Annotated in this window: 13 protein-coding genes; 6 read left to right on the top strand and 7 right to left on the bottom strand. The window is 51.4% G+C overall.

Features of this window, described 5'->3' with window-relative positions; translation table 11 throughout:
* The first annotated feature begins 8 nt into the window (after positions 1-8).
* From ABEA14_RS15510 to ABEA14_RS15490, 5 genes are all read left to right on the top strand, one after another.
* Positions 9-932: a branched-chain amino acid transaminase gene (locus ABEA14_RS15510; RefSeq protein ID WP_345341121.1), complete on the top strand. Its 924-nt coding sequence runs from the start codon at positions 9-11 to the stop codon at positions 930-932.
* Positions 933-1,020: 88 nt separating this feature from the next.
* A complete protein-coding gene (gene ilvD, locus ABEA14_RS15505) occupies positions 1,021-2,871 on the top strand; it encodes a dihydroxy-acid dehydratase (RefSeq protein ID WP_345341119.1) in 1,851 nt (616 codons plus the stop codon).
* A gap of 42 nt (positions 2,872-2,913) precedes the next feature.
* The gene (gene ilvA / locus ABEA14_RS15500; protein WP_345341117.1) at positions 2,914-4,470 is read left to right on the top strand and encodes a threonine ammonia-lyase, biosynthetic; all 1,557 of its coding nucleotides are present in this window, start codon (positions 2,914-2,916) and stop codon (positions 4,468-4,470) included.
* Between the two features lie 58 nt (positions 4,471-4,528).
* A complete protein-coding gene (locus ABEA14_RS15495) occupies positions 4,529-5,320 on the top strand; it encodes a hypothetical protein (protein WP_345341115.1) in 792 nt (263 codons plus the stop codon).
* A 116-nt stretch (positions 5,321-5,436) separates the two neighbouring features.
* Positions 5,437-6,009 carry a TMEM165/GDT1 family protein gene (locus ABEA14_RS15490; RefSeq protein WP_345341113.1) on the top strand — a complete coding sequence of 191 codons (573 nt, stop codon included), beginning with the start codon at positions 5,437-5,439 and terminating at the stop codon, positions 6,007-6,009.
* A 183-nt stretch (positions 6,010-6,192) separates the two neighbouring features.
* On the opposite strand, the gene ABEA14_RS15485 is transcribed toward ABEA14_RS15490, so the two are convergent.
* The 6 genes from ABEA14_RS15485 to ABEA14_RS15460 all read right to left on the bottom strand — a co-directional run bounded on the left by ABEA14_RS15485 (position 6,193) and on the right by ABEA14_RS15460 (position 13,147).
* Entirely contained in the window at positions 6,193-6,936 is a 744-nt protein-coding gene (locus ABEA14_RS15485) for a MipA/OmpV family protein (RefSeq protein WP_345341111.1), read from the bottom strand.
* A 187-nt stretch (positions 6,937-7,123) separates the two neighbouring features.
* Positions 7,124-7,870, bottom strand: coding sequence for a MipA/OmpV family protein (locus ABEA14_RS15480; protein ID WP_345341109.1), 747 nt, complete (start codon positions 7,868-7,870; stop codon positions 7,124-7,126).
* A gap of 94 nt (positions 7,871-7,964) precedes the next feature.
* Positions 7,965-8,240: a ubiquinone biosynthesis accessory factor UbiK gene (gene ubiK / locus ABEA14_RS15475; RefSeq protein ID WP_345341107.1), complete on the bottom strand. Its 276-nt coding sequence runs from the start codon at positions 8,238-8,240 to the stop codon at positions 7,965-7,967.
* Positions 8,241-8,341: 101 nt separating this feature from the next.
* Positions 8,342-11,416 (bottom strand): multidrug efflux RND transporter permease subunit, encoded by a 3,075-nt coding sequence (locus ABEA14_RS15470; protein WP_345341105.1) that lies wholly within the window; start codon positions 11,414-11,416, stop codon positions 8,342-8,344.
* A gap of 21 nt (positions 11,417-11,437) precedes the next feature.
* Positions 11,438-12,526 (bottom strand): efflux RND transporter periplasmic adaptor subunit, encoded by a 1,089-nt coding sequence (locus ABEA14_RS15465; protein WP_345341340.1) that lies wholly within the window; start codon positions 12,524-12,526, stop codon positions 11,438-11,440.
* 54 nt (positions 12,527-12,580) lie between these two features.
* Entirely contained in the window at positions 12,581-13,147 is a 567-nt protein-coding gene (locus tag ABEA14_RS15460; protein WP_345341103.1) for a TetR/AcrR family transcriptional regulator, read from the bottom strand.
* Between the two features lie 142 nt (positions 13,148-13,289).
* On the opposite strand from ABEA14_RS15460, the gene rep reads away from it, so the two are divergent.
* Positions 13,290-15,302, top strand: a complete 2,013-nt coding sequence (gene rep, locus ABEA14_RS15455) for a DNA helicase Rep (RefSeq protein WP_345341101.1) — start codon at positions 13,290-13,292, stop codon at positions 15,300-15,302.
* A 22-nt stretch (positions 15,303-15,324) separates the two neighbouring features.
* Here the strand turns inward: rep and ABEA14_RS15450 are convergent, their stop codons facing one another.
* Positions 15,325-17,226, bottom strand: coding sequence for a bifunctional diguanylate cyclase/phosphodiesterase (locus ABEA14_RS15450; protein ID WP_345341099.1), 1,902 nt, complete (start codon positions 17,224-17,226; stop codon positions 15,325-15,327).
* Positions 17,227-17,385: the final 159 nt, after the last annotated feature.

Raw genomic sequence — 17,385 nt, 5'->3', positions numbered from 1 at the left:
AATAGTTAATGGCTGCGCAAGCTGAATTTATCTGGTTTAACGGCGAGTTGATGCCTTGGGCTGACGCCAAGGTTCACGTTCTGAGTCATGCGATCCACTACGGTTCGTCGGTATTTGAAGGGGTGCGCGCATACAACACGCCAAAAGGCCCTGCCATCTTCCGCCATCAGGAGCATACGCAGCGCCTGTTTGATTCTGCCAAGATCTACCGTATGAACGTCGACGTGACGGCTGAGCAGATCATGGAAGCGACCAAAGAAGTTATCCGCGCCAACAAACTGAACAACGCTTACATCCGTCCGGTGATCTTCTACGGAGATATCGGTCTGGGCTTGCGCGTGAAAGACGACGCTAAAACTGACGTGTCTATTGCTGCCTTTGAATGGGGTACCTACCTGGGTGAAGAAGCACTGGAACAGGGTGTTGATGTGGGTGTTTCCAGCTGGAACCGTTTGGCCGCTAACACCATGCCTACGGGCGCCAAGGCCGGTGGTAACTACCTTTCGAGCCAGCTGATTGCCGGTGAAGCCAAGCGTCATGGCTATCAGGAAGGTCTGGCCCTGGATATCAATGGCTACATCAGTGAAGGTGCGGGTGAGAACCTGTTCCTGGTGAAAGATGGCAAGATCACCACACCACCCACAACCTGTGCGATCCTGCCGGGTATTACCCGTAACACCATCATGTACCTGGCCAAAGAGCGTGGCCTGGAAGTGGTTGAGCAATCTATCCCACGTGAAGCTCTGTACCTGGCGGACGAGATCTTCCTGACCGGTACGGCGGCAGAAGTGACACCCGTTCGCAGCGTTGATGGTATCCAGGTTGGCCAAGGTAGCCGTGGTCCAGTGACTACCCAATTGCAGAAAGACTATTTTGACCTTGTGAAAGGGGTCAGCGAAGACAAAAACGGATGGTTGGATTACGTCGATTAATCAACCTGAATCACTAGCACCGAGCCGCATTTTTATGCGGCTCAGTTTTCTGAGCCTTCAGACAGTTTCAGTAAAGAGAGTTTAAGTTATGCCACGTAAATTGCGTTCAGCGACGACTACTCAGGGTCGTAATATGGCGGGTGCCCGCGCCCTTTGGCGAGCCACGGGTATGAAAGATGGTGACTTCGGCAAACCGATTATTGCCGTGGTTAACTCTTTTACCCAGTTTGTACCGGGTCACGTCCATCTTAAGGACTTGGGTCAGCTGGTGGCTGGCGCAATTGAAGAGGCTGGCGGCGTCGCTAAAGAGTTCAATACCATCGCGGTAGATGATGGTATCGCCATGGGGCATGGCGGCATGCTCTATAGCCTGCCCTCTCGTGAGCTGATTGCTGACTCTGTGGAGTACATGGTTAACGCCCACTGTGCTGATGCCATGGTGTGTATCTCCAACTGCGACAAGATCACGCCGGGCATGCTGATGGCATCGCTGCGCTTGAATATCCCTGTGATCTTCGTTTCTGGTGGCCCGATGGAAGCCGGTAAAACCAAGCTTTCTGACCAGATTATCAAGCTCGACTTGGTTGATGCCATGGTGCAAGCGGCAGACCCTAATATCTCTGACGAACAGACCGAGCAGGTTGAGCGCAGTGCTTGCCCTACCTGTGGTTCGTGCTCAGGTATGTTTACCGCTAACTCAATGAACTGTCTGACTGAAGCACTGGGTCTGTCTCAACCGGGCAATGGCTCGCTGCTGGCGACTCACGCGGATCGCGAACAGCTGTTCCTGAAAGCCGGTGAGCGTATCGTTGAGCTGTGTAAGCGTTATTACCAGCAGGATGATGAGTCGGTATTGCCACGCAACATCGCTTCTTATCAGGCATTTGAAAATGCGATGGCGTTGGATATCGCCATGGGCGGTTCAACCAATACCGTGTTACACCTGTTGGCGGCCGCGCAGGAAGCAGAAGTTGATTTCACCATGGCGGATATGGACCGTCTATCCCGCAAAGTACCTAACTTGTGTAAGGTGGCTCCGGCGACCAGCAAGTACCACATGGAAGACGTTCACCGTGCCGGTGGCGTGATCGGTATTCTTGGCGAATTGGCCCGTGCCGGTCTGCTCAATACTGAAGTCCCCAATGTGTTGGGCCAAACCATGGCAGACACCCTTGCGCAGTACGATATCAAGGTGACTGCGGATGATGCGGTTAAGAGCATGTATCGCGCGGGCCCTGCCGGTATCCGTACCACCCAGGCATTCAGTCAGGACTGCCGTTGGGAAACGTTGGATGATGACCGTGAAAACGGTTGTATCCGCAGCAAAGAGAATGCTTACAGCCAAGACGGCGGTCTAGCTGTACTGTTTGGTAACCTGGCTGAAAATGGCTGTATCGTTAAAACCGCCGGTGTTGAGGAAGAAAACCTGACTCACCGTGGCCCTGCTCGCATCTATGAAAGTCAGGACGACGCCGTTGCTGGCATTCTGGGTGGCGAAGTTCAGGCGGGCGAAGTGGTACTGATCCGCTACGAAGGTCCAAAAGGTGGACCGGGTATGCAGGAGATGCTCTACCCGACCAGTTACCTAAAATCTATGGGGCTGGGTAAGCAGTGCGCCCTGATCACCGACGGTCGTTTCTCTGGTGGTACCTCGGGTCTGTCGATTGGTCACGTATCTCCGGAAGCAGCCAGCGGCGGTAATATCGGCCTGGTACAGCAGGGCGATATCATTGATATCGATATCCCTAACCGCAAAGTGCACCTTGAAGTGTCAGACGAAGAGTTGGCCCATCGCCGTGAGATTATGGAAGCCAAGGGCGATGCAGCCTGGCAGCCGGAAGGTCGCGAGCGTCAAGTCAGCTTCGCGCTGAAAGCTTACGCGGCGTTGGCTACCAGTGCTGATATGGGCGCGGTGCGCGATAAGAGCAAACTGGGCTGATTCAGCCCGTTTGGGATGTAAGATTTTAAGTCGGAAACATGAATGAATAACCTGTTGCCCCACCTGAGTAAGCAGCAGCCGAGTGCGGCGGAGTATCTTCGCCGTATCTTGCTGGCGCCAGTTTACGATGTTGCTGTGGTGTCTGATCTGACACCAATGAAAAAGCTTTCCGCCCGCCTGGGCTGTGAGGTTTTGCTAAAGCGTGAAGATCAGCAGCCGGTGCACTCCTTTAAAATTCGCGGTGCGTACAACAAGATCGCCAATTTGAGTGCGGAACAGCAGGCCAAAGGTGTGGTAGCAGCTTCTGCGGGTAACCATGCACAAGGGGTTGCCTTGTCTGGCCACAAGCTGGGTATCAAGGCAACCATCGTGATGCCAAACAACACACCGGACATCAAAGTGGATTCGGTACGTCGTTTGGGTGGCAATGTGGTGATTCACGGCGAAAACTTTGATGCGGCGTCGGCGGAGTCTCGGCGCTTAGCGGAAGAGGAAGGTTATACCTTGGCTGCGCCGTTTGATGACCCTGATGTGATTGCTGGTCAGGGCACCATCGGTGTTGAACTGCTGCAACAGGCTCGGGACATGGATTATGTCTTTTTGCCCGTGGGTGGTGGTGGTTTAGCTGCTGGGGTCGCGCTTTACCTTAAGACATTGAAACCCTCGATTAAGGTGATCGGGGTGGAAGCCGAAGACTCCGCCTGTTTGCTGGCAGCATTGGAAGCTGGCGACCGTATCTCTCTGGATCAGGTTGGCCTGTTTGCCGATGGAGTCGCTGTCAGGCTTATCGGTGAAGAAACCTTCCGCGTATGCAGTGCCTTTATTGATGAAGTTATCACCGTCTCCACTGATGAGATTTGTGCGGCCATCAAGGATATCTTTGATGATACCCGTGCCGTTTCTGAGCCGGCGGGTGCGCTGGCTCTGGCTGGATTGAAGAAGTTTCAGGCCAAACATAAGCTGGAAAACAAGAAATTAACGACCGTGTTGTCGGGTGCCAATGTTAACTTCCATACCCTGCGTTATGTCTCTGAGCGCACTGAGTTAGGTGAAGGCCGCGAAGGTGTATTGGCAGTGACTATCCCTGAGCAGAAAGGCAGTTTCCGCCGTTTCTGTGAATTGCTCGGTGGCCACGGTATTACTGAATTTAATTATCGCTTTGCCGATCCGGAAAAAGCCAATATCTATGTCGGTGTTCGTCTGTCAGACCGAAAAGATCTAGCGGGTCTGATCGATACGTTGGCAAACAACGGCTACGAAGTGCATGACCTGACAGATAACGAGCTGGCTAAGCTACATGTTCGTTATATGGTCGGTGGTCGCCCGATGCAGCCGCTGGTTGAGCGCCTTTACGGCTTTGAATTCCCCGAGTCTCAGGGCGCTTTGATGCGCTTCCTGAACGGATTGGGTGAACGCTGGAATATTACCCTGTTTCATTATCGAAACCATGGTGCGGCTTACGGTCGAGTGCTCGCTGGATTTGCAGTTTCAGATCAAGAGAAAGCTGAATTTGAGGCGTCTTTGGACCAGGTCGGCTATGAGTGGCGTGACGAAACCGCAAACCCGGTATATGATTATTTCCTATCACATCGTGAATAAGCGATGGTATTTATGCCCACAGCGGATTGTGGGCATCCATATAACAAGGAGGTTGGCCATGCGCCCCATATCTTCACTCGCGTTATCTCTATCGCTCGTTGCAGCACCTTCAATTGCCGTTGACTCTGTACCTAAAGAGATGCTGCAACGGATGATGACCAAATCGATGGCTGAACAGTGTGCCAATGAGGTTTACACAGGCTGTTTGGGTATCTCTGCCAACGACTGTCATCAGTTCACCAAGTCTTATCTCAGCCAATGCATCTCCAAGCTACCTGACGTTATTCATATGAACCCAGCAACAGAAGCCGAGATGGTCGCCTGTGGTACTCAGATTGCCGCTAAGTATGGTTTTGATGCTGAGAAGTCGGAAATCTGTGATGAGCAGATGGAAGCCTATGAAGATGCAAATCCTGATTGGGCGGAAGGCATAGACCCCAATGACCATGAAGCATTGATGGCCGCTGAGATGGAAAACCGACAGCAGGAGATGGATGAGTTTGTCGATTCGATGCGGGAAGCTAGTGGTGGTGATAGCCGTATCGGTGAGGTGACTCTGCCAATCTACGAACCCTATGAGTTGGGTATTCATCTGGCTGACGGCATGCAGATGGAGGGCATTAAGGGGCTGCCTGTGGTCACCTTCAAAGCCGCCGGCAGTGTAGAGAAAGTGTTGGCCTTCTATAAACAGAAGTTACCTCATTTTAAATCTGCACCTGATGAACCTAATCTGCTGGTCGAGAAACTGCTTCCTGGCGATGCCTCTATGTATAAATACATCAATGTGCCCCATGTTTCTGTCTATGGTGCAGATGGCGAAACCTACGTGCAGCTGGTTTATCGTCGTTAGCTCTTTCGGTTACACACTCCTCAGTTCCATCATGCGTTATTTGTATTGAGATAGCGCATGATGTCTATTTTATGATCCGTTAAAATCGCCCGCTGATTCAGTTGCTGCGTTTTTTTATGCTCTCATCTCAGACGATCTTGTTATCGCTTAGCCTGGTGTTTTTGGCGGAAATTGGCGATAAGAGCCAGTTGGTTTGTATGGCATTGGCTGCGAAACATCGTGCCTGGCCAGTGTTTATTGGTGCCAGCCTGGCGTTTCTTGTTTTGAATTTGCTGGCCGTCTTGTTTGGGGCTGCCCTTGCTGCCTGGATCCCTGAAACCTGGCTCGCTATTGGCGTCGCAGTGCTATTTACCTGGTTTGGTATCCAATCGTTGTTAGATGCTGGTGATGACGAGCAAGGTTGTGTTGAGCGCTCCACCAAGCACCTTATCGTTACTACCTTTATGATGATTTTTGTGGCCGAGTTTGGCGACAAAACGCAGCTGGCAGTGGCGGGATTGGCAGTGCAGCAGCCCGCGCTTTCGGTTTGGCTGGGTGGATCTGTGGCGTTGCTCGCAACGTCAGCCATCGGTGTATTTGCCGGTAGGCGTTGGTTATCCAGAATGCCGGTGCATTATCTGCATCGAGGAAGTGGCGTGTTGTTTTTGTTGATGGCCGGGGTGAGTTTGGCGAGTATTTGGGTGAATTGATGGCTTCTGGGGTGTTTACTCTACTTGGTAGCCACCTTCTAGCCTGATAGCACGGGCTCCGCAGTAGATATTTATCTCTGGGAATATTTCGGGCGCGTAGCGTACGTTTTCTTTTTTATAGAAGGGTATCTGCGCCCAAGTCAGGGAGTGAATAAGCCTTCACTCCCTGAGCCGTTCTCTACATCACCAAAACTTATAACTGACACCCACAAACACACTGGTTTCCTTGTCGTCGTCGATCAGTGGGCTGTCTTCGATATCTGAATCCAGCATGGTGTAACTGGCGCCGCCGGTCAGGCTCCATTCGTCGTTGATCTTGTAGTTGGCTGCGATGCCTACCCCGTATTTCATTGCAGATCCAGTGTCGTAAGCATCGAAGCTGGTACGGGCCGCCTCTTTGTCTGAGATGCCGTAGTAGTAGTTAGCATAATCAGAATCCATATAGGTCAGACTGATATTGGGGATCAGCATCAGATCTTCATTGATGGGGAATGGATAGCCATAGCCCAGATCCACTGTGACGCCGTTATGGTCATCGCTGATATCCGTCATGACACTTGCTGAGAACTGGCCGTATTGGCGATCCTGGAACTGGTAGCTTAAGCCAGCATCAATACTACGGTGGCGGTTATCTAACTCGCGGAAACGGCTGGTATTGCCCGAGTCCCATTCGTCCTTTCCGACGCCGACAATGACACCGATGCGGTGTTGTTTATTGTCGAACAGCTTGTATCCGAGCCCACCTTTGTCTGCAAAAAAGTGCTCATTTTCAAACTTGATAATTGGGACGAAACGGTTGTCGTCGTCGTAATCCGCATACGCGCTGTTTTGCAGCACAAATCCTGCACCCACTGAAAGGGTTTCTCCGTCCTGTGCCATCGCAATGGATGGCAGTAACAAACTGGCCAGTGCTAAGGAGTACTTCATTATTCATCCTTTGATTTGATTTATAGTCGGTTATCAGAACGTAATTAATGAAGAAAAGTTCATTGGTTCAGTAAGTTAGTTGTGTTTCAGGATATAAATGGTAGGTGTTTTTTTGAGCACGAATGGGCTGAAATAAAAAAGGCAGACCTTAGTGGTCTGCCCTTAATGGAATGGCTACATATTCCGCTTACCAGAACTTATAGGCCGCACCTAAGATGAAGCTGGTTTCTTTGTCATCATCTAACAGAGGGCTGTCTTCCAGATCACTGTCGAGCATGGTGTAGTTTGCGCCTGCATACATGGCCCATTGCTTGGTGAATGCGTAGCGAGTCATCACGCCCAACGTGATTTTGGATGCACTGCCTGTGTCATAGGCTTCTACACCCGCCGTTGTTGCCGCATCTCTGGCACTGATACCGTAGTAATAGTTGGCGTAGTCCTCATCCAGATACTTGTATTTGATGGATGGGATAACCATGAACTTGTTGGAAACTTTCCAGGGGTAGGCGTAGCTGATTGCACCGCCATTACCTTCATGTTCATCACTGACATCGGTGAAATACTTCGCCTTCACCACACCCCATTTAGCTTTGTATCGGTAGCTGGCACCGACATGGAATGCGCGATCTTTATCGTCAAAAGCTTTGAAGTCGTCACTGTCGCCAGCATCCCATTCCTCTTCACTGATGGTGACGAAGATGCCAATACGGTGTGGACCCTTGTCCAAGGCTTTCACACCAATTTCAGCGCCGTCAGCGTAGAACCAGGTGGTGTCAAACGAGAGTAGTGGAATAGCGCGAGCGGAATCGTCATAGCCTGCATAGGCGGTGCTTCGGAATTGAGCGCCAAGACCCACTTCCAGAGAATCTTTCGCAATCACGGGTGAGCTAGCTGCGGCGAGGAGGCCCGCCACAATCAGAGTTTTGGTCTGCATGCTTCCATCCTTATTCAAAGTTGACCTACTCTCTTGCAGGAGTAGTGCTTTGATAAGGATAGTTCACTCTGCTGAATCCGCTATCACGGAAAAATTATTCTTTTTCAGCAGGTTCAGAAGATTTTGATTCGTTGTTTGCTTCTAACTCGGTTAAACGCTGTTCTAATGCGGTTAGTTTTTCACGGGTACGGAGCAGCACCTGAGTCTGTACATCGAACTCTTCTCGCGTGACCAGATCCAATTTGCTTAGCTGAGCCTGAAGCACCTGCTTGGTTTTGGCTTCGAACTCATCAGCAAAAGCCTTTACGCCAGGAGGCAGGGCGCCGCTAATCTGTTTGGCGATCTCTTCCAGTTTGCTTGGATTAATCATCTTAAACCTTATACGTGGGCCTGAATGTCGCGGGGGCCTTGTTCAGACCCCCGCGGATAGGCCATTGTAGCCAGCCTTGCTGGTTGAAACCAGTTTTGGACTTAACCTGCTTTTGGTTCTTCCAGCAAACTGGCAACGTCAGGCAAAGGCGTATGTTTGGCTGCCAGATAGGTATAAATCACTGGCAGTACAAATAGGGTAAACAAGGTACCAATACCAAGCCCCGCGCAAATTACCAAACCAATACTGAAGCGGCTGACGGCACCTGCACCACTGGCCATCAACAGTGGGATCAGACCTGCAATCATCGACACTGTGGTCATCAGGATGGCGCGCAAACGCACATGGGCGGCTTCAATCACTGCCTCGGTGCGATCCAGTCCTTTCTCCAACTGCATCTCTTTGGCAACCTCACAGATCAGGATCCCGTGTTTACTGATCAAACCAATCAGAGTAACCAAGCCTACCTGAGCATAGATATTCATAGTTGAGAGTCCCCACGCCATGGCGATCAGGGCACCGCAGATTGCCAGAGGTACAGAGACCATAATTACCAGGGGATCACGTACACTTTCGAACTGGCTGGCCAGTACCAGGAAGATCACCGCCAATGCCAGCAGGAAGGTTTCGAACAATGCCGAGCCTTCGGTGACATACTGACGCGCTTCGCCCAGATAGTCGTACTGGTAACCTTTTGGCAGCAAGCGGCTTGCCAGATCATCAAACACGTCAATGGCGCTACCCATGCTTACCCCAGGTGCTGCAACCGCGCCAATTGTGGCAGAGTTGAGCTGGTTGAAGTGCGGCAATGTACGGGGCTGTCCTTCAATGCTGATACTCACCAGATTCGATAGCGGCACAGGGTCGCCATTAACAGATCTTACGTAGTAGTTATTCAGCGATTCTGGATTCAGGCGCCACTTACGTTTGACCTGAGGGATCACCTCATAGCTGCGGCCATCAAGGTCGATTCTGTTAACGTAGCCATCGCTGAACATGGCACTGATGGTAGTGCCAATATCCTGCATGGTGATGCCATAAGCACCGGCTTTATCCCTGTCTATCTGTACCTTCATGGTGGCGGAGTCGTAGTTCAGATCCAGGTCCAGATAGACAAAGTTTGGATTGGTTCTCAGCTCTTCAAGAAAGCTGCTGGCGACGGCAAACAGGCTTTCAAAGTTGTTAGGTGTGGTGATCACAAACTGAATAGGCAAACCACTCGACGCCCCTGGCAGCTCTGGGAACGGGAAAGCTGTCATTGCGACCGCGGGTACATCAGCAATCAAAGGGTTAGTTGATTGAATGATCTCCTGCTGACCCTTATCGCGCTCGCTCCAGGTTTTCAGGTTGACGATACCCAGCCCTTGGTTACCACTGGGAATACCGGCAAACACCAGGGTTGAACGAACTTCTGGCAGGGTATCCACTTTGTGTAGCCCTTCAACCATGGCGTTTTCAATGTAATCCAGGTTGGCATTGGAAGGTGCCTTACCAAACAGCATGTAACCGCCCTTGTCCTCACTGGGGGCCAGTTCGCTGGGGATGAACTTGGCCAGAATAGGCAGACTGGCAAAGGCAAAGATAGCAAACACCACCACCACCGGACGGTGGGCCATGACGCCACGCAGCGCCTTATCGTAACCGCGACTGAGGGCGCCCAAATAGGCCTCGACAAATCGCTCGAAGCGGCTGGGCTTGTCGTGGGGTTTGAGCATTTTTGAGCACATCATGGGCGACAGTGTCAGTGCTACCACTCCAGAGACGAACACTGCGCCAGCCAGCGTCAGGGCAAACTCTTTAAATAGCGAGCCGGTAATACCCCCCATCAATCCGATTGGCGCGTATACCGCAGCCAGAGTGAGCGTCATTGAGATAACGGGGACAGTGATCTCTCGGGTACCAATAATGGCTGCCTGGAACGGTGTCTTGCCCATTTTGACGTGGCGGTCGACGTTCTCTACCACCACGATGGCGTCATCTACTACCAGACCAATGGCCAACACCATCGCCAGCAGGGTCATCAGGTTGAGTGAGAAACCAAACATCGACATCACCATGGCGACACCGATCAGTGACAGCGGAATGGTCACAACCGGGATTACTACGGCTCGGAACGAACCCATAAACAGGGTGATCGCGATGAGTACGATGATGCCCGCTTCGATAATGGTGGAGACCACTTCGTTAATCGATTCTTCGATGGCGATAGTGGAGTCATACAAGACATTCATCTTGATGGTGCTAGGAATATTTCGTTCAAACTCAGGCAGCATGTCCCGGATCGCAGCAGTCACCTCCAGCGGATTCGCCGTGGGGGTCGGATCCACGGCCACGACCACGGCACTTTGCCCATCTGCTACTGCTCGGTAGGTATCGTGGCTTTTTTCCAAAGAGACATTGGCGATATCGTCAACACGTATCACCGAGCCGTCTCGGCTGGCCACGACCATTCGTTTTAGTTCATCAACAGTTTTGACCTGAGTGTTGGCTTCAGAGTTGTAAAGCACGTAAGCCCCAGTGGCCTGTCCCGGTGCTGACTGGAAGTTGTTGGCCTGCAGAACCTGCATCACCTCTGTCGCCGTCAGATCGAAGGCTGCCATACGCTGAGGATCGAGCCAAACTCGCATTGCATACTTCACGCCGCCATACAGATTAACTTTGGCGACCCCATTGATAGTAAATAGTTGCGGCTGGATAACCCGCTCCAGGTAGTCGTTAATCTGGCTGGAATTGAGGCTTTCACTGGTAAATGAGATGTAGATTAGTGACGTAGTTGAGCCCGTCGACGATGAAACTGACGGATCTTCTGACTCGCTCGGCAGTTGTGAACGCACCGAGTTTACTTTGGCAAGAATGTCCGCCAAGGCGGCATTGGGGTCGGTATTCAGTTGCATATGCACACTGATCACGCTGGCACCCATGCTACTTTGTGAGGTCATAAAATCGACGTTGTCAGCTTGTGCTATCGCTTGTTCCAATGGCTGGGTGATAAAGCCCTGTATAAGATCGGCGTTGGCACCGTAGTAACTGGTGTTTACCGTGACAACCGTATTGGTCATCTCGGGGTATTCCCGGATCTGCATCCCTTTCAGTGCTTGCAGCCCCAGCAGGACAATCAGCATGCTGATAGAGATCGCCAGTACCGGGCGGCGGATGAAGGTATCAGTAAAACGCATCAGATTGCTCCTTCACCAGCGCTAAAGCGCAGGGATCTCCGCCGGGGTATTGAGGGCATCACTCTCTACTACACGGATCTGACTACCATTAGAGAGTCTAACCTGGCCCGAGGTCACGATAGTCTCCCCTGGCTGCAGTCCGGTGATGCGTGCCACATCGCTGCGACGTTCTTCGACATGAATTGTGCGCTGCTCTGCGATCAGCTGATCACTCCCCTCTTTCTTGGTTGCCACATAGATGGTTTCGCCGTACAGAGTGAAGTTGATGGCGGTTTGAGGCACCACTAACTGCTGTTTCAGTGTCGGCAGGATCACGTTAACGCGAGCGAACATACCTGAGCGCAATACACCGTTTTCATTTGGTACATCGGCCTGGATCTGCACCACGCCGCTTTGGAAATTAACCGCCGGCTCAATGGTGGTGATTTTGCCGCGGAATGTTGTCTGTGGATAAGCATCCACTGAGACTTCGATGGTTTGATTCACATGCACCTGGCTTAACTGATTCTGAGGGATCGTAAAGCGAATACGCATGGTGGAGGTGTCTTCGAGCCTAACCACGTCGCTACCCGCTTCCAGATACTGACCAAGAAACACTTGGCGAATACCTATTTGGCCATCAAACGGGGCGCGGATCTCGCGGCGAGCAATGGTCGCCTTGAGTGAAGCAACATCAGCGATCTGAGCTTCATAGTGCGCCACGGCTTCATCGCGCTGCCCCTCGGATGCACTGCCACTCTTGTAGAGGGTTTGCATTCGCCTGGCCTGGGCTTTTAGCGCGGGCAACTGGGCTTCAGAGCGTTTCAGGTTGGCACGTTCAACATCGGTATCCAGAGACATCAATAATGTCCCTTCTGTTACCTTGGCCCCTGAGTCGACCAAAATACTGTCAATCACCCCGGCGCTCTCATTCTTGATGGTGACGCCTCGATAGGGTTCGATGAAACCAATGGATTCAATCGATGGGATCCAATCTGAAGGCATCACTTGAGCCGTGGTCACGGGGAAAGTTGGTGCGGGCTGATTCGCCATGTATTCGCTGATCATTTTCTGCTTAAACAGGTTAAATCCAATAACACTGCCAAATACAAGAACCACAACCACCAGCATGAGTAGGGAGACGACAATTCGTTTCGTACGCTGTTTCACTTTTATTCTCTCAGGTTAACTTGCGATAGCTTGCCAACTTGCCTCTGAGGCGATGGCAATCATCTTTTCATCCAATAGGAACTGGCCGTCAATATGGCGGCGTACCAGTGCGGCACAACTCTCTAATCCAATAGCCGCCAGCAGCTCCATCGGAATAGGCTTCAACTGACCAGAGTTGAGGCCCGTCTCAAAGAGTTCACGGATCGGCATGAACAGTGTCTGCTTTTTTTGTTGCAACTGATGTAGCCGAGCCTTATCCGTGACATGACGTGACAATTCCCAGCCGTGCAACATTTGTGGATGTTCGATCAGAAACGCCGCCAAGGCGGTCCAGATTTGCACAAATTGCTGGTGTGGGGATTGGCTAGGATCATGAGATTGGAAGCAGGCGTGTGCTATCTGCTCCAGATTATCGGCCAGGGTTTGTTCAAGCAGTGTGTCTTTGTCTTCGAAGTAGAGGTACAAAGTGCCGGCGGCAACACCTGCCTGGCGTGATATATCGCTCATGGTCGTGCCATGGAACCCCTTGATGGCCAAGGTAGTTCTGGCAGCGTCTAAGATCTTCTGGCGTTTATCAGTCATAGCCTATCTAGTGTAACTGAATGAACGTTCATTCATATGTTCTATTTGTAACAACCAGTGACAGAGTGGAAATTCTCTGAACTTTGCTTCTGGTTACAGTAAAATTGCCGCGTTGTATGCCCTTTAGCCTAGTTCGGATCTGATGAAACTAAACCCTGCACAAGACAGCGCTGTTAAACATATCTCTGGCCCATGCCTGGTGCTGGCGGGTGCTGGCTCGGGTAAAACTCGCGTAATCACCTTGAAAATTGCCCACTTGGTTCGGGAGTGTGATTACAAAGCGCGTCATATTGCGGCGGTGACATTTACCAACAAAGCGGCGCGTGAGATGAAAGAGCGTGTGGGTCAGACCTTGGGTCGCAAAGAAGCTCGAGGGTTGATTGTTTCCACATTCCATACGCTTGGATTGACCATCCTTAAACGTGAAGTGGAAACTCTTGGCATGAAAGCGGGTTTTACCCTGTTTGATGATCAGGATAGCCGCGCGCTGATCGGTGAGTTGACCGACAAAGAGTTTCAGGGTGATAAAGATATGATCAACCTGCTGCTCAATCAGATATCCCGTTGGAAGAACGACTTGATCATGCCTGCTCAAGCGATACAAATAGCGCAAAGTGGTGGTGAGCAGCAGCTGGCGATGTTGTATGAGCGTTATCAACGTCATTTGACGGCTTACAACGCACTCGATTTTGATGACCTGATCTTGTTGCCGACCCTGTTATTGAAGCAGAACGAAGAGGTACGCCAGCGCTGGCAGAACCGCATCCGTTATCTGCTGGTGGATGAGTATCAGGATACCAACACCAGCCAGTATGAGCTGGTGAAGCTGTTGGTGGGAGAGCGTGCCAGATTCACTGTGGTGGGTGATGATGACCAGTCGATCTACTCCTGGCGTGGTGCGCAGCCCAAGAACCTGGCCCTGTTGCAGCAGGACTTCCCTACCCTCAAAGTGATCAAACTGGAGCAAAACTATCGTTCTACTGGCTGTATTCTAAATGCCGCCAACATTTTGATCGCCAACAATGACCATATCTTCGACAAACGCCTGTTCAGTGAATTGGGCTATGGCGAACGCTTGAAAGTGCTCTATGCCAAGGATGAAGAGCATGAAGCAGAGCGCACCGTGGCAGAGCTGCTCAGTCATAAGTTTATGAACCGCACCAACTACAAGGATTACTCCATCCTGTATCGCGGTAACCACCAGTCCCGTTTAATTGAGCGGTCGCTGATGACCAACCGCATTCCTTACAAGATATCCGGGGGCACTAGCTTTTTCTCCCGGGCAGAGATTAAGGACATCATGAGTTACCTGCGTTTGTTGGTGAACCATGATGATGACAATGCGTTTCTGCGTATCGTCAATGTGCCAAAGCGGGAGATCGGTCCGGCCACGTTGGAGAAGCTGGGTAACTACGCCAATATGCGCGGTATCAGCCTGTTTGCTGCCAGTTTTGAATTGGGCCTGGAGCAGCATCTGACCGGTCGAGGGTTGGCGGCTTTGCAGCGCTTTACCCGTTGGATGGTAGAGCTGGCGGATTTTGCTCAGCGCGGTGAGACCATTGAAGCGGTGCGTCAGTTGGTACGGGATATTAACTACGAAGAGTGGTTGTACGATACCTCGCCCAGTCCTAAAGCCGCTGAGATGCGGATGAAAAACGTTTCAGAGCTGTATCGCTGGATCACTGGCATGCTTGAGGGTGATGATCTGGATGAACCGATGACACTGCCTGAAGTCGTCACGCGTTTGACTCTGCGCGATATGATGGAGCGCAACGAAGGGGAAGATGACGCTGACCAGGTCCAGCTGATGACATTGCACTCGTCTAAAGGTCTCGAGTTCCCTTACGTCTACATGATTGGTATGGAAGAGGGCCTGCTACCTCACCAGAGCAGTATCGATGAAGATAATGTCGATGAAGAGCGTCGTTTGGCTTATGTGGGGATCACCCGCGCTCAGCAGGAGCTGGTGTTTATTGTTTGCCGAGAGCGCCGCCAGTTTGGTGAAACTTATCGCCCCGAGCCCAGCCGCTTCCTGCACGAATTGCCGCAGGATGACCTGATCTGGGAAGGTGCCACGCCTAAATCTAAAGAGGAGCAGCAGAAAACCGGGCTGGCTCACCTGGCAGCGATGAAGGCGATGCTGAACAAGTCTTAATATTTGCCTGAAAACGTCTTGGTCACTTTGAGTGCGCAACGTTATCAACAGCAAACATCTTAGCCAGATGGGCTTCAGGCTTAGCCAGCCAGAAGCCCTGGCCATAACGACAACCCATGGCGGTCAGTTGCTTTTGCTGCTGGGCATCTTCAATACCCTCTGCAACCAATTCACATCCCATCTGCTGGCTAAGATCCAGCAGCGCTCTAAACAGCGCCTGTTGGCGTTTGCCTTCTGACAGCTGGCTGACAAACTGCTGATCCAACTTGATAAAGTCCACCGGACACTGCTGCAGTAACTGCAGAGATGCCTGACCACTACCAAACTGATCGATGGCCAGGTGCACGCCTGCCTGTTTTAGCGTTGCCAAACTGTCGATAGCGGTTTGTTTCATCTGCACACAGTCTGCTTCGGCAAACTCCAGCAGCAACTTGCTCTTCTCTACGCCACTGTTATCAATAATACTCAACAGCGATTGCACATGTGCGGGATGAAGCAGGTGTCTATGGCTGAGGTTAACCGCCATCATCGGTGCTTGCTCTGGGGGCAGTGCTGCCAGTTGATAACACACCTCGGTGAGCATCATGCGGTCAATCGCAACAATCAGTCCGCTGTCTGTCGCTGTGACCAAAAACGCCTTGGGATGTTTGATCCCTTCACTTGGGTGGTGCCAGCGTAGCAGCGCTTCAAGCCCAACAATCTTATTGCTTTTCAGATCGATGATTGGTTGAAAATGGGGAATGAACTGGCCGTGTTTCAAGCCCTGTCGGATAGCTTGCTCCATGGCGAAGGCTTGGTCATGCGCCTGGCGCATGCTGGCATCAAAAGTGATGTAGCACTCCCGGCCAGCCGTTTTTGCCTGGTACATCGCGGTATCGGCGTCACGCAATAGCTCTTCTGGGTGGTGGTAGCCACTATGACAATAGGCTAATCCGATGCTGCAGCCAATTTGAAAACTGCATCCCTCAACATTGAAAGGTTCGCTTATCGCCTGTAGCGTGCGCTGCGCGATCTCTTCTGCCGCCTGCTTGTGATTCAACGTGTCCAGCAAGATAACAAACTCATCACCGCCAAGCCTGGCGAGTAGATCGTTTCGGCGAATGCAATTAACGAGTCTCTCCCCTGCTTCAATCAGTACCTGATCACCTGCCATATGACCGAGGGAATCATTGATTCGCTTGAAACGGTCGAGATCTACGAACAGTAGCGCGAACTGATGATCGGTATGGCGCTTGTGATGGGCGATCGCCTGTTCCAATCTCTCCAACAGCATTTGCCGGTTGGGCAGACCGGTCAGCGGGTCATGCCTGGCCTGATACAGCAAGGTCGAGATTTGGTTCTTATCTGTTGCCTCGATTTTATTGTGAACAGAAATCCTACCAGAGCGGGCTAATTCTGAACTAAGCAGATGGACTGCGGAGGTTAACAGGGCTATGTTGGATTGCTTGTGAGCCTTCTGGCCTTTATATGACTGTACGGCCACCACTCCGACTGCCTCACCTTCTATTTGAATGGGTGCACCCAGCCAGCTATGGGCAAGTTTGCCGACTTGGGTTGCCAGACCGAGCGATTCTATCTGAGCGAACTGTTCCGGGCCGCAGAGCAGTGGTTCATTGGTTTGCATCACCATGCCGGTTAGCCCGGCCATGAGTTGTTCCTGGCTGAGAGAAAGCATGCTCAGCTGGTCTTTACCGTCAACCGCATAGACGATTTTTAGCGCTGATTTTTGCGAAGCTTTCAACGCAATATAAATATTTTCACACGGCAATAAGCTGCTCACATACTCGTGAAACAGGCAATATAGCTGTTCCATGTTGCCGTCCTGAGTGTATTTGCACAGTTGTGCAAGAAGACGGTTGTGGCGCTGTTGCTGACCACGATAAAGGCGCAACAATCTTTGCTGGTGACGGTGATGCATACTCATGGTTCTGTTACCTCTACGGATCTAATTCGTAGTTCAGCGATATTGCTTACGAAGCGGATCCGGAATCGGGTCAAAAATCGACCGGATTTTAAGCCTAGCAGTGGTTTTTCGAGCCGATCATGAGGAAGATCTGAACTTAGACATGGCACACATTGCGAG

It is taken from the genome of Corallincola platygyrae (assembly GCF_039544265.1).
Lineage (GTDB): Bacteria > Pseudomonadota > Gammaproteobacteria > Enterobacterales > Neiellaceae > Corallincola > Corallincola platygyrae.
This window is presented reverse-complemented; position numbering and strand designations above follow the sequence as displayed.